Source organism: Paracoccus sp. TOH (assembly GCF_030388245.1).
GTDB lineage: Bacteria > Pseudomonadota > Alphaproteobacteria > Rhodobacterales > Rhodobacteraceae > Paracoccus > Paracoccus simplex.
Window position 1 is genome coordinate 2003991 of record NZ_CP098360.1, and the last position, 13493, is coordinate 2017483.

A 13493-nucleotide genomic window follows, 5' to 3' on the forward strand; every position below is an offset into this window, starting at 1 on the left:
CGCAAGCGGAAGCCTCGGGCTGCGGCCGGCGTCAGGCGGCGTCGGACAGCACCCGCGCCAGCTCGAAGATCTGGCGGCGCTGCGCCTCGGGCATGGCGTAATAGGCGCGGACCAGCTGCAGCGCCTCCTTGTCGGCCAGAATGTCGCCCTCGACCGTGTCATGCAGCTGCCCGTCCTCGAGCCCCTCGAAGAAGAAGCTGACCGGCACGTCGACCGCCCGGGCGATGTCCCAAAGCCGCGAGGCCGAGACCCGGTTCATCCCGGTCTCGTATTTCTGGATCTGCTGGAACTTGATCCCGACCTTCTCGGCAAGCTGCTGCTGGGTCATGCCGATCATCCAACGACGGTGTCGGATTCGCTTTCCGACGTGGACGTCAACGTTATGCTTCATGGTAACACCTCACTCAATCTAAACGGGCGCTACACCAGTTTGACGCAATTTTCGAGCTTGATAATGTCGACTTGTCCAAAAAGACAATCGTTTGCAACCGGGGCGGCGCGCTATCCGAACCCCCCGGAAAGACTGGAAAAAGCGGCGCCGCAAGGGCTGACAACGGACAGGATGGATCATGAGCGCGAGCTGGAAATTGATGCAAATCAAGGAAATGACGGGACTTCCCGTGTCAGCGACCATGTCGCTGGAGCCGCCGGGGCCCGGACAGGTGCTGGTGCGGATGCGCGCTGCGGCGCTGAATTTCGCCGACCTGCTGATGACCACCGGCCGCTATCAGGAGACGCCGCCCCTGCCCTTCATCCCCGGCCTCGAGGGCGCGGGCGAAGTGCTGGCCGCCGGCCCCGACGTGGCGCTGGCGCCCGGCACGCGCGTGGCGGTGCAGGCGCAGGGCACCATGGCCGAGGCCAACCTGTTCCCCGCCGCCGCCTGCCACCCGATCCCCGCCGCCATGAGCCATGAGGCGGCGGCGGGCTTCCTGATCGCCTATGGCACCAGCCATTTCGCCCTGACGTTGCGCGCCGGCCTGCGCCCGGGCGAGACGCTGGCGGTGCTGGGCGCCGCCGGGGGCGTCGGCCTGACTGCGGTCGAGATCGGCGCCGCCCTGGGTGCCCGGGTGATCGCCGTGGCGCGGGGCGAGGACAAGCTGGCCGTGGCGCGCGCCGCCGGCGCCGCGGTCTGCATCGACAGCGCCACCTGCCCGGACCTGCGCGCCGCGCTGCGGGATCTGGGCGGCGTCGATGTGGTCTATGACCCGGTGGGCGACGCGCCGGGCGAAGCCGCCTTCGGGGCGCTGCGGCCCGGCGGCCGCTTCCTGGTCATCGGCTTTGCCGGCGGCAAGCCTCCGGCGCTGCCGCTGAACCATGCGCTGGTCAAGAACATCGCCATCCACGGCTTCTACTGGGGCGGCTATCACAAGCTCGACCCCGACCTGCTGCACCGGGACATCGCGGCGCTGTTCGCACTTTACGAGCAGGGCCGGCTGCATCCGCATGTCGGGGCCACCCTGCCGCTCGACCGGCTGGCCGAGGGCTATGCGCTGCTGGAATCGCGGCGTTCGACCGGCAAGGTGATCGTTAGCATCTGAAATTTTCGTCAGAGGCCCGGTGAATCGTGCGGCTTGCATTGAAAAACCGGCTGGCTTTGCCAATATCTGCGTGGATGGTCGGCCGTTCGGGGCCGCACCGCGATTTTCGACCGGGGAGAACCTATGCAAGACTACAATTCGATCCGCACGGCCGGGACCGCGACGCGCTCGGCTGCCGTGGACGAGGGGCTGCGCGCCTATATGAACAAGGTCTATGGCCTGATGGCCGTGGGCATGCTGGTCACCGCCGGCACCGCCTGGGGCATGGCCGGGCTGACCCTGTCCGATACGCCCACGCAATGGGCGCTTGGCAACGGCCATTACCTGACCGAGTTCGGCAAGACCCTTTACCTGTCGCCGGTGAAATGGCTGGTGATGTTCGCGCCGCTGGTCATGGTCTTCGCCTTCGGCGCCGCGCTGCGCCGGCTGTCGGTGCAGGGTGCGACGACGCTGTTCTATGCCTTCGCCGCGGTGATGGGCGTCTCGATCAGCTGGATCTTCGCCGCCTATACCTCGTTCTCGATCGTCCAGACCTTCCTGGTGACGGCCATCGCCTTCTCCGGGCTCTCGCTCTGGGGCTACACGACCAAGCGCAACCTGTCCGGCATGGGCACCTTCCTGCTGATGGGTCTGATCGGGCTGATCGTCGCCTCGATCGTGAACATCTTCCTGAAATCCGGCGCCATGCAATTCGCCATCTCGGCGATCGGTGTGCTGATCTTTGCCGGGCTGACCGCCTTCGACACGCAGAACATCAAGAACACCTATCTGCAGCTGGCGAATTCGGACCGCGATTTCCTGGGCAAGGCGGCGATCATGGGCGCCCTGCAGCTCTACCTGGACTTCCTGAACCTGTTCATGTTCCTGCTGCAGTTCCTGGGCAACCGCGAATAAGCGGCCCGACGATCCACGGAAACAGGCCCCGCCGGCAACGCGCCGGCGGGGCCTTTTCATTGCCGCCTTCGCCGCCCGGCCGCTAAAGCCCGATGGCCTTGTAGGCCTGCGCCACCTCGTCGATGGCCAGCACATAGGCGGCGGTGCGCAGGTCGGGATAGGCGCCGTCGGGACGGTTCCACAGCGCACTCATCCGGCGATAGGCGGCGCGCATGATGTCGTCGAGGCCCGAGCGGACCAGCGCGATCTCGCTGCGGGCTTCCAGGAAGCGGGCATGTTCGCTGGGAAAGTCGCGGCCGGTCATCTGCTCGAGCGAGCGGGCCAGCAGCCTGTGCTCGTCCTCCTCCAGCCGCCGCTCCATCAGGCCGAAGGGGATGTGGCTGAGATTCTTCACCCATTCGAAATAGGACACCACCACGCCGCCGGCATTGGCGAACAGGTCGGGCAGGATGATCTTGCCGGCCTGGCGCAGGATGGTGTCGGCGCCCTTGGTGGTGGGGCCGTTGGCGGCCTCGACGATCAGCGCCGCCTTGATGGCGGCGGCATTCTCCTCGGTGATCGCGCCCTCGGCGGCGGCGGGGATCAGGATGTCGCATTCATCGGCCAGCGCGCCCATGTCGGCCGGGCTGACCGCGCCGCCGGCAAAGCCCTCGACCGAGCCGGTCTGGACCAGATGCGCCTTGAGCGCGTCGATGTCGATGCCCCCCGGATTGCGCACCACGCCCGAGCGCTCGATCACCGTGACGATGCGCATCCCGTCCTCCTGCGACAGGAACTTGGCGGCATGGAAACCGACATTGCCCAGCCCCTGCACCACGCAAGTCAGGCCGTCGAGGCGTTCGGACTGGAAACCGGCCCGCGCCCGGTCGGCGGGATGGCGGAAGAATTCGCGGATCGCATATTGCACGCCGCGGCCGGTGGCCTCGGTGCGCCCCTCGATGCCGCCGCCGCCCACCGGCTTGCCGGTGACGCAACCCAGCGCGTTGATGTCCTGCGGCCGGGCACGGCGGTATTCGTCGGCGATCCACATCATGTTCAGCTCGCCCGTGCCCATGTCCGGCGCCGGCACATTGGCGGCCGAACTGAGAAACTCATGCGCCATCAGCTCTTGGGCGAAGCGGCGGGTGATCTTTTCCAGCTCGGTCTCGGTCCAGTCCGCCGGGTCGATCTTCAGCGCCCCCTTGGAACCGCCGAAGGGCAGCCGCACCAGCGCGCATTTATAGGTCATCAACGCCGCCAGCGCCTCGACCTCGTCCTGGTCGGCATTGGGGGCGAAGCGGATGCCGCCCTTGGCCGGGCGGCTATGCGTCGAATGCACCGCGCGCCAGCCGGTAAAGGTATGCATCCGCCCGCGCAGCCGCACGCCGAAGCGGGTGACATAGGTCGCGTTGCAGACCTTGATCTTCTCGGCCAGCCCCTCGGGCAGGTCGCAATGCGCGGCCGCGACGTCGAACATCTCGTTCACATCGGCCAGGAATGATTGATTGCTCATGGAACGCCTCCTCGGGGCAGGTTCGGGAAGCAGGGGCCGCGGCCGGCCCGCTGCGCAATCTCAGCCGGCCAGCAGCGCGGCATTGCCGCCGGCGGCGGTGGTGTCGACGCAAAGATGGCGCTCATGCGCGACATGGGCCAGGTCGGGCATGGCGGTGATCAACTGCACGATCTCGCCCTGACGCCCGGCCAGCGCCTGGGCATAGGCGCGGCCCTGTGCCGCGTCGCCCCACCACAGCACGGCGGACAGCTGCGGCAGCCGGGTCAGCGCCTCGGGCGGCAGCGCGCCATCGGCGCCGACGGCCTGGCCGCCCAGCGCCTCGACCGCCGCCACCTGCGCCGCCACGGCCTGCGGACCGGGGCCAAGGCACAGCAGCGGCGGCCGGCCATGCGCAGTCAGACGGTTCAGTTCGCCGGTGGGACCGGGCATCAGTCGCTCCTCGATCTTCTTCGGCGCGGCGCTGGCCAGCGCGCCGCGCAGCCGCGCCTCGTCGGCCTGGCCTTGCCAGTCACCGGCCGGGGCGGCGGGCGCGGCGGGCGCAAAGAAGCGCGGCACATAGCGCGGCCCGCCGGCCTTGGGCCCGGTGCCCGACAGCCCCTCGCCGCCAAAGGGCTGGCTGCCGACCACCGCGCCGATCTGGTTGCGGTTCACATAGATATTGCCGACATGGATGGCGTCCGAGACCTCCTGCACGCGGCTGTCGATGCGGGTGTGCAGCCCGAAGGTCAGGCCGAAGCCGCGGGCGTTGATGTCGGCGATCACCTGGTCCAGCTGGTCGCCCCTGAAGGTCGCGACATGCAGGACGGGGCCGAAAATCTCGCGCTCCAGATCGGCGATGCCTGACACTTTCAGCATGGTCGGCGGGATGAAGAAGCCCCGCGACGGCGCCGCCAGCTTGTGCAGCACGCGGTCCGCATCGGCGGCGATGTAATCACCGATCTCGCGCTGCGCGCCGGGGCCGATCACCGGGCCGACATCGGTGGTCAGATCCCAGGGATCGCCCATCCGCAGCTCGTCCATGGCGCCCTTGATCATCTGGATCAGATGCGGCGCCACGTCCTCCTGCACATAAAGGCAGCGCAGCGCAGAACACCGCTGGCCGGCCGAGCGGAAGGCCGAGTTCACGATGTCGCGCACCGCCTGTTCCGGCAGGGCGGTCGAATCGACCACCATGGCGTTCAGCCCGCCGGTTTCGGCGATCAGCGGCGTGCCGGGCGCCAGGTTCGCGGCCATGGTGCGGGCGATGGTCTGTGCCGTCTCGGTCGAGCCGGTGAAGACCAGCCCGGCAACGCGCGGATCCGAAGTCAGCGCCGCGCCGACCACGCTGCCGCGGCCGGGCAGCAATTGCAGCGCCGCCTTCGGCACCCCGGCCTGATGCAGCAGGCGGATGGCATAGGCGGCGATGACCGGGGTGGGCTCGGCGGGCTTGGCGATGACGGCATTGCCGGCCATCAGCGTCGCCGCGATCTGACCGGTGAAGATCGCCAGCGGGAAGTTCCACGGGCTGATCGCGCCGACAATGCCGCGCGGGGGCCCGTCATCCGCTTCGCCCTCGGCGGCGTAATAGCGCAGGAAATCCACCGCCTCGCGCAGCTCGGCCACCGCATCGGGCAGCGCCTTGCCGGCCTCGCGCGCCAGGATGCCGAAGACCGGGCCGTAATGCGCCTCATATAGATCGGCGGCACGACGCAGCACAGCGGCGCGTTCCGCCGCCGGGGCTTCCCAAGGCCGGGCGTCGTCGATGGCGCGGGTGGCGGTCCCGGCATCGACCATCAGCACCTCGGCGATCTTTTCGCCCGTCGCGGGATTGATCACGTCCTGGCGTTTGCCGGTGGGCTCCGAGACGGTCAGCGGCATCGCATCCGGGATCGCCACCTCGCGGGCGGCATGGATCCGCGCCAGCGTTTCCGCGTCGCTCAGGTCGAAGCCGGTCGAGTTCCGGCGCGCCGCCCCGAACAGTGCATCGGGCGCCAGCAGCGAGCGCGGCGGCTGGGCGGTCTGCAGCGCCGCGAACGGATCGCGGGCGACCTCCTCGGCCGAGACGGTTTCATCCACGATCTGGTGCACGAAGCTGCTGTTGGCGCCGTTCTCCAGCAATCGCCGGACCAGATAGGCCAAGAGGTCGCGATGCGCGCCGACCGGCGCGTAGATGCGGCAGCGGCAGTTGTGGTCGCGCAGTACGATGTCGTGCAGCCGCTCGCCCATGCCGTGCAGGCGCTGGAACTCGAAGCGGATGTCGCCGACCATCTCCAGGATCGCGGCGACGGTATGGGCGTTATGGGTGGCGAATTGCGGATAGATGCGGTCGGCATAGCCGATCAGCTTGCGGGCATTGGCGATATAGCTGACATCGGTCGCGACCTTGCTGGTGAACAGCGGAAAGCCCGGAAAGCCCTCGACCTGGGCGCGCTTGATCTCGGTGTCCCAATAGGCGCCCTTGACCAGCCGCACCATGATGCGCCGGTCCAGCCGCTCGGCCAGCGCGTAAAGCCAGTCGATCACCTGCCCGGCGCGCTTGCCATAGGCCTGCACCACCACGCCGAACCCGTCCCAGCCGGCCAGCGAGGGGTCCGACAGCACCGCCTCGATCACCTTCAGCGAGATCACCAGCCGGTCCTGTTCCTCGGCGTCGATGTTCATGCCCATGCCGGCGGCCTTGGCCTGGCGCGCCAGCTTCAGCACCACCGGCACCAGTTCGGCCATGACCCGCCCCTCCTGCGCCACCTCGTAGCGCGGATGCAGCGCGGAAAGCTTGATCGAGATGCCGGGATTGTCCTCGACCGAGCCTTTGGTGCAGGCCTTGGCGATCGCGGCGATGGCGTCGGCATAGCTGCGGTCGTAGCGCGCCGCATCCGCGCCGGTCATCGCCGCCTCGCCCAGCATGTCGTAGCTATAGGTGAAGCCCTGCGCCTCGCGCTTGCTGGCGCGTTCCAGCGCGCCTTCGATGGTCTGGCCCAGCACGAACTGCCGGCCCATCTCCTTCATGGCGCGGCCGACGGCGGTGCGGATCACCGGCTCGCCCAGCCGGCGCACGGCGCGGCGCAGGGTGCCGGCGATGCCCGACTGGTCGTCGTCCAGCACCTTGCCGGTCAGCATCAGCGCCCAGGTCGAGGCATTGACCAGCGAGGACGACGCCTCGCCCAGATGCTTGCCCCAGTCCGAGGGCGCGATCTTGTCCTCGATCAGCGCGTCGATGGTCATGCGGTCGGGCACCCGCAGCATGGCCTCGGCCAGGCACATCAGCGCCACGCCCTCGCGCGTCGAAAGCCCGTATTCGGCCAGGAAATGCTCCATCATCGTCGGCCTGGCCTCGTCGCGGATGCGGCGCACCAGATCCGCGGCCCGGGCGCTGATGGCGGCGCGGGCCGCGGGATCCAGCGCCGCCTGCGCGACCAGCCCCTGCAGCAACGCCGCCTCGTCGGCGAATTTCGCCTGCGCGGAAAACATGTCCGGATGCGGGGTGGGGTTGACAGGGGTCATGCCGATCTCCTTATTCGATAGGACAGGAATACCAGATGGCTGTCAGGCGGTGCGCCTGAAATTCGCCCATCTGCTAGGCCGATGGAACAAATTCGGGACGGTTTGCAGAATGAATCTGGATCTTGATGCCCTGGACAGGAAGATCCTGGCGGAACTGACCGAGAACGCAAGAATCCCCATCGCCGAGCTGGCGCGCCGGGTCGGTCTGTCCAAGACCCCGGTGGCGCAGCGCATCCGGCACCTGGAAGAAATCGGTCTGATCACCGGCTACCGCGCCATCCTGTCGCCGCTGAAGCTGGGGCTGACGCATGTGACCTATGTCGAGGTCAATATGACCGACACCCGCGAACACGCGCTGCAGCAGTTCAACGCCGCCATCCGCGCCATCCCCGAGATCGAGGAATGCTACATGATCGCCGGCGGCTGCGACTATCTGATGAAGGTCCGCTCGCGCGACATGGCCGATTTCCGGCGCATCCTGGCCGAGAAGATCTCGGTGCTGCCACATGTCAGCAACACCTCGAGCCATGTCTCGATGGAGGCGGTGGTCGAGCAGAATTTCCGCCTGGGCTGAGGGCTCAGCCCGCCATTGCCCGGGCGATATAGGATGCGATCATCAGGTCGAGATGCGCGCCGCCGCCGTTCTTGAAGACGGTGATCTCGTCCCCGGACCGCCGCCGGCGCGCGTCGGGGCGCACCAGGTCGTAGAGATCGCCCAGCACGCTTTCGGCGGTGATCGCGCCCGAGGCGATGGGCAGCATCAGCTCGCCGATATGGCCCAGCGTGGTTTCGCGGCTGTCCACGAACAGCGCGGCGCGGGCCATCAGCGCGTCGTCGGCCTCGCGCATGTCGGCCATGAAGGCGCCGATCAGGTCGACATGGGTGCCGGGCCGCACCCAGTCGCCCAGAATCACCGGCTGCCGCGCCATGGTGGCCGAGGAGACGATGTCGGCCTGGCCCACCGCCGCCCGCAGATCCGGCACCGCCACCAGCTCGGCCCCGATGTCGTCCAGCCCGGCCACCAGCCCCTGCGCCTGTTCGGGACGACGCGACCAGACCGAGACCCGCTCGATCCCCGGCAGCACCGCCGTATAGGCCTTGACCAGGCTGGTCGCGACCGTGCCCGCGCCGACCACCAGCAGGTGCCGGCTGTCCGGCCGGGCCAGCAGGCTGGCGCCCAGCACGGAATCGGCGGCGGTCTTGACCTCGGTCACCAGCGGGCTGTCGACGATGGCGCGCAGCGCGCCGGCATCCTCGTCAAAGACCAGCATGGCGCCCTGCACCGTCGGCAGGCCGCGCGCCGCATTGCCGTCGAAGACGGTGAAGGTCTTGGCGCCGTAGCCCAGCCCCTCGATCCAGGCCGAGCGGCTCATCATCGTGCCGGTCGGCGGGCCCAGGAACACGTCGCGGATCTGCGCCCTTGGCAGAGCATGGCCCCGGCGCAGCGCCTCGACCGCATCCGACCAGTCCAGCCGGCCGATCGCCGCCGCGTAGGACAGGAACTGCGGGGCAGCGTTGCCAATCATTGCCCGGCCCTGCCGTCGCGGCACTCGGCCTTGACCTTGGTCAGCCCGCCCGGCCGCGCCGGCAGCACCCTTGCCACGCAGAGCGCATTCGAGCCGGAGATGGCCGGGGTGTCGGCGGGCTTGATGACGATCCAGCCCATCTGCGCCCGCGGATCCTGCGGCGGTACCGGCAGGTCGACCTGCCGGAGCCTGCCGCCGCGCGCTTCGGTCAACACGAAATTCCGTTGTGCCTGATCTGGCGCGATCCGGCGCGACCGCGCCCGGACCGGCGGCAGCGCGATGCTGCCGACGCTCACACCGCCGGCCTCGGCTTTGGCATGGCAGGGCAGGACAGGCACGAGTTTCGCGCGGCGCATTGCTCCTCCTCGAACGTCTGGATTAAGATTATATTTCGTATACGATGGCTGCAAACTGCCGCCCCCGTCCGGCCCTGTCAAGCCGCGCGGCGCTTGCAGCGGCATATCGGCTACCATATCCTGAACATCGGACAGCGCGGGGGAACACGGAATGCCATTCAAGCCTGCAGAGGTTCCCAATCTCGGCAAGGCCCCCAGCGCCTCTGACATCATCCTGAAATTCATCCGCGATTCCATCGCCGACGGCACGCTGGACGAGGGCGAGCCGATCCGCCAGGACGATGTCGCCAGGATGTTCAACGTCAGCAAGATCCCGGTCCGCGAGGCGCTGAAGCGGCTCGAGGCCGAGGGTCTGGTCGAGTTCCAGCGCAACAAGGGCGCCATCGTCACCGCGGTCTCGGAACCCGAGATCGCGCAAATCTTCGAGACCCGCGCCATTCTCGAATCGGCCGCCATCAGGCTGTCGGTGCCGCATATGACCCCCGAGACCTTCGCCGAGGCCGAGGCCTTCTGCGATGCCTTCGCCCGGGAAACCGATGTGGCGCAATGGTCGGCGCTGAACTGGCGGTTCCACAGTCGCCTGTATCTGGACGCGCAGCGGCCGTTCCTGGTCGGCACGATCCGCGCGGTGAACGACCGGCTGGAGCGCTACCTGCGCATCCAGCTGGCGCTGTCGCACGGCCAGGGCACGGCGGATCGCGAGCATCGCCAGATCCTCGCCGCCTGCCGCGAGGGCGATGTCGAAAAGGCCGGCGCCCTGCTCCACGCCCATATCATGGGCGCCTGCTCATCGCTGCTGCATCACCTGCCCAAGGCCGAGACGTAAGGCGAAGCCGCGCGGGCAGTCGGGCGCGGGCCACCCGTGCAAAAAATGCGAAAGGCAGCCCGGGGGCTGCCTTGAAACGCCGGTCGCCGTGGATCACTCGGCCGCGAAACTGACGGCGAACTGCCCGCACCAGTCGTTCGACTTGACCACAGGCCAATAGCCTCGGGTATCCGCATCCTTCTGGGTGACGGGCGGATTGGCGCGGCACAGACCGGAATCCGAAAGCGTGCTGGCGGAGTTGGCGACGTGATCCTCATAGAACGCGCAGGCGTTGCAAGCGGTCTTTGCCATTCGATGTCTCCTGTCTGGCTGGCTGGGTCCGTGGTTGCTGGCTGGCTTTCCGCTGGCTGGCAACCCTAAGGCCGCTATAGCGGGCGGCTTCAGGGCGGTCAATGAATAATATAATAAAAACATATACTTGAGTTAATTTCTCGGCGATGGATTTCCGATGCGAATGCTCGGGTTTGAATTTTGCGCCCCGTGAAAAACGCTCGGGAATGGGCGGTCCTGCGCCTCCGGGCGATGGGCGCTCTCTGACGGAATCACTCAGCCGGCCAGGCACCCCCTGCGGCAGCGGTTTTCCCGCCCATTCCACTCAGAAACGCTGAGCCAAGTTGACTTGGCGGCACAAGCCAGCCGAGCAGTTGAGGAATTTTGCATATTATTTGACATATGGGCATCCCAGGCGGCTGGGAAAACCGGTTGAAAGTCACCGATATTCTCCCATCCATCCCGTTAACATGTATGAATTGTCGTGATTTTCTACTGATCGGTTTAGTTTCCGCGCTTGTCATAATGAGCATTCATTTTAGAGAAATATGTGTCGGCGCCATCCGGCCCGATGTTGCGTGTCGCAGCCCCTGACAAGCCTGTCCCGCCGCATTCGGCAGGAAACGCCGTTTTGGCGAAGGGTTTCGCTTGTCCAAAGGCCAGATCCGCAAGGCAACCGACTACGCGGCCAGCATCGCCGCGTATCTGATGGGAAGTGTTAACGATGACCTTCGAGCATGGCGGTGACCATGGCGGGCAAGGCGACCATTGCGGTCCCTCGGGCCCCGACTGCGAAAAGATGATCTATCTCGGGAAGCTACCCGATATGGATCCGAACGAGTTCTTTTCCGGCGCCGAAAAGGCGGGCAAGATCCTCGGCGGCCAGGACTTCGGCTCGTCGGACCAGCCGCTCTCCAAGCGCCTGGTCGAGGTCAGCGCCGACGACCGCAACCGCGACGGCGTGATCGACACCAATGACGGGCCTTGGGGATTCCGGTCGGAAAGCATCCGGCACGACGCGGATGGCGACGGCAACGAATCCGCCTACAAGGTGGATGCGACCTTCATCGTTCACAACACCGCCGTGACCTTCCGCAACCCCGATGGCAGCGTCGAGACGCTGAACCTGCCGGTCCGCATCATGCAGGATACCGCCGGCAACACGTTCCTGATGCCGCCGCCGGAAAGCGCCTCGGCGGCCGAGGTCGCGGCGATGACCTCGCGTCCCATCGTCTCGGTCGACTTTCCCAGCAATCCGCGCTGCTATGACCTGTGCCATGACGGCATCTTCACCGACCGTCATTGCTTCCCCTGCTTCGCCCGCGGCACGCTGATCGAGACCGAGCACGGCATCATCCCGGTCGAGGAACTCGCCCCCGGCATCCGTGTCGTGACCCGCGATCACGGGCTGCAGCCGGTGCGCTGGATCGGCTCGCGCCTGCTCGGCAGCCGGTCGCTGGCGGTCAGCCCGAACCTGCGTCCGATCCGCATCTCGGCCGGGGCGCTGGGGCGGGGCCTGCCCCACCGCGACCTCATGGTCTCGCCGCAGCATCGCATCCTGGCGCGCTCGAAGATCGCCCGGAAGATGTTCGGTGCCGACGAGGTGCTGGTCGCCGCCAAGCAATTGCTGCAGATCCCCGGCATCGACATCGCCGAGGATGTCGAGGCGGTGGAATATTTCCACGTCCTTTTCGACCGACACGAGATCGTGCTATCGGAAGGCGCCGAGACCGAGTCGCTCTATACCGGGGCCGAGGCGCTGAAATCGGTCGGCCGGGCGGCGCGCGAGGAAATCTTTGCGATCTTCCCCGAACTGCGCGACCGGGCCGAGGAAGACCTGCCCGCCGGGGCACGCATCCTGGCTTCGGGCCGCATGGGCCGCAAGCTGGCGGTCCGCCACGCCCAGCATCACAAGCCGCTGGTGGAATAGCGGCCGGAACCATCGTGGAAAGGCATCCGGGGTCGGCTTTGCCGGCCCCGTTTTCATCGGGCCATGCCAGGTTCGGGTAAGACGCCGCGCGGTTTTCCCGCAGGCGTCACCCGCAGGGCCGGCGCCCCGCACGAGCTGCACCGCGCAGCCGGCCGTTTCAGCATCGAAATCGAAACGCCCGTTGAGGAAGCCGCCGCCTATCCCGGGCACAGCAGCCCGCCGATCGCCCGCCGCACCGGCTGCCCACGTCGCGCGTTCGTTCCGCAGCAGGTTCGCCTGAGTTCAGCAAGCCCGTTTCGGTTCGCCGGACCTAAGCGACAAGACCATGACTCGGTCTAAGATCTTGATATGATTGGCGGGCCCGGAAGGGCTCGAACCCTCAACCTTGGACTTAGAAGGTCCCTGCTCTATCCAGTTGAGCTACGGGCCCGCATGGCGGCAGTCATGGCGCAGGACAGCGGCTGAATCAACCGCTCAATCCGGACCGCCCAGATCAATCGTCATGAAGACGCTGTTCGGGTCCGGCCGGTAATCGCCAAAGGCCGGGCATTCGACGAAACCCGCCCGCGCGTAAAGCCCGCGCGCGGCGATGAAGGTCGGCTGCACCCCGGTCTCGAGGCTCAGCCGCGCCATGCCCTCGGCGCGGGCATGGTCGATCAGCGCCTGAAGCATGCGGCGGGAATGGCCGCGGCCGCGCGCCTCGGTCAACACATGCATGGACTTGATCTCGCCATGAGCGGGGGCGATGCGTTTGACCGCGCCCATGCCCAGGGCCACGCCGCCCTCGCGCAGCACAAAGAAGGCGATCTCCGGCCCCTCCAGCGCGGCGCGCGGCAGCATGTGGATCGATTCCGGCGGCGTGTCGGCATGCATGTCGGCGGTGTGGCGGCGAAACAGCAGCGCCAGATCCTCGCCCAGGGGGCTTTCCCGCCCGATCACCAGATCCCCGCCATCCATCGCGCCATTCCTTTGCTGCTGCGCGCCGGACCCTAGCAGCGGGTTGCGGGATTGCGAAGCCCCGCGCGGCGGGGCGGCATGAAAAATAAGGAAGAATGCGCCCGCCGCCCCGCCCCTGCCCGGACGCTTTCCGCGCCAGGGCCGGGGGCAGCGAATAGCGGTCCGCTGCCCGGCCAGCCTTGGGAAATCGTTCGTCGCCGGTCCAGGCGCCCGCGGCGGGCCCG

General features: G+C 67.4%; 12 protein-coding genes and 1 tRNA gene. 5 read left to right on the plus strand and 8 right to left on the minus strand.

The window, feature by feature from the left end; translation table 11 throughout:
* Positions 1–31 precede the first annotated feature (31 nt).
* The gene (locus NBE95_RS09965; protein WP_289893738.1) at positions 32–391 is read right to left on the minus strand and encodes a helix-turn-helix transcriptional regulator; all 360 of its coding nucleotides are present in this window, start codon (positions 389–391) and stop codon (positions 32–34) included.
* Positions 392–605: 214 nt separating this feature from the next.
* Here NBE95_RS09965 and NBE95_RS09970 point away from each other — a divergent pair, with 214 nt between their 5' ends.
* Both NBE95_RS09970 and NBE95_RS09975 read left to right on the plus strand, forming a co-directional pair.
* On the plus strand, positions 606–1538 hold the full coding sequence (locus NBE95_RS09970) for an NADPH:quinone oxidoreductase family protein (RefSeq protein WP_289893739.1): 933 nt from the start codon (positions 606–608) through the stop codon (positions 1536–1538).
* Positions 1539–1661: 123 nt separating this feature from the next.
* Positions 1662–2432: a Bax inhibitor-1/YccA family protein gene (locus NBE95_RS09975; RefSeq protein ID WP_289893740.1), complete on the plus strand. Its 771-nt coding sequence runs from the start codon at positions 1662–1664 to the stop codon at positions 2430–2432.
* Positions 2433–2514: 82 nt separating this feature from the next.
* Here the strand turns inward: NBE95_RS09975 and NBE95_RS09980 are convergent, their stop codons facing one another.
* Positions 2515–3924 carry a Glu/Leu/Phe/Val dehydrogenase dimerization domain-containing protein gene (locus tag NBE95_RS09980; protein ID WP_289893741.1) on the minus strand — a complete coding sequence of 470 codons (1410 nt, stop codon included), beginning with the start codon at positions 3922–3924 and terminating at the stop codon, positions 2515–2517.
* Positions 3925–3984: 60 nt separating this feature from the next.
* A complete protein-coding gene (putA, locus tag NBE95_RS09985; RefSeq protein ID WP_289893742.1) occupies positions 3985–7404 on the minus strand; it encodes a bifunctional proline dehydrogenase/L-glutamate gamma-semialdehyde dehydrogenase PutA in 3420 nt (1139 codons plus the stop codon).
* 109 nt (positions 7405–7513) lie between these two features.
* On the opposite strand from putA, the gene NBE95_RS09990 reads away from it, so the two are divergent.
* Positions 7514–7978: an Lrp/AsnC family transcriptional regulator gene (locus NBE95_RS09990; RefSeq protein WP_289893743.1), complete on the plus strand. Its 465-nt coding sequence runs from the start codon at positions 7514–7516 to the stop codon at positions 7976–7978.
* A gap of 4 nt (positions 7979–7982) precedes the next feature.
* Here NBE95_RS09990 and NBE95_RS09995 read toward each other — a convergent pair whose 3' ends face one another.
* Together NBE95_RS09995 and NBE95_RS10000 are read right to left on the minus strand one after the other, a co-directional pair.
* The gene (locus NBE95_RS09995) at positions 7983–8930 is read right to left on the minus strand and encodes an ornithine cyclodeaminase (protein WP_289893744.1); all 948 of its coding nucleotides are present in this window, start codon (positions 8928–8930) and stop codon (positions 7983–7985) included.
* On the minus strand, positions 8927–9286 hold the full coding sequence (locus NBE95_RS10000) for a proline racemase family protein (protein ID WP_289893745.1): 360 nt from the start codon (positions 9284–9286) through the stop codon (positions 8927–8929). The genes NBE95_RS09995 and NBE95_RS10000 overlap by 4 nt, the downstream gene beginning before the upstream one ends.
* Before the next feature lie 151 nt (positions 9287–9437).
* Here NBE95_RS10000 and NBE95_RS10005 point away from each other — a divergent pair, with 151 nt between their 5' ends.
* Complete coding sequence (locus NBE95_RS10005) at positions 9438–10112, plus strand: GntR family transcriptional regulator (RefSeq protein ID WP_289893746.1); 675 nt, start codon at positions 9438–9440, stop codon at positions 10110–10112.
* 93 nt (positions 10113–10205) lie between these two features.
* Here the strand turns inward: NBE95_RS10005 and NBE95_RS10010 are convergent, their stop codons facing one another.
* Positions 10206–10403: a hypothetical protein gene (locus NBE95_RS10010; RefSeq protein WP_019352195.1), complete on the minus strand. Its 198-nt coding sequence runs from the start codon at positions 10401–10403 to the stop codon at positions 10206–10208.
* Positions 10404–11106: 703 nt separating this feature from the next.
* On the opposite strand from NBE95_RS10010, the gene NBE95_RS10015 reads away from it, so the two are divergent.
* Positions 11107–12312, plus strand: a complete 1206-nt coding sequence (locus tag NBE95_RS10015; RefSeq protein ID WP_289893747.1) for a Hint domain-containing protein — start codon at positions 11107–11109, stop codon at positions 12310–12312.
* 353 nt (positions 12313–12665) lie between these two features.
* Here NBE95_RS10015 and NBE95_RS10020 read toward each other — a convergent pair.
* Both NBE95_RS10020 and NBE95_RS10025 read right to left on the minus strand, forming a co-directional pair.
* Positions 12666–12742 (minus strand) — tRNA-Arg (locus NBE95_RS10020).
* 44 nt (positions 12743–12786) lie between these two features.
* The gene (locus tag NBE95_RS10025) at positions 12787–13269 is read right to left on the minus strand and encodes a GNAT family N-acetyltransferase (RefSeq protein ID WP_289893748.1); all 483 of its coding nucleotides are present in this window, start codon (positions 13267–13269) and stop codon (positions 12787–12789) included.
* Positions 13270–13493: the final 224 nt, after the last annotated feature.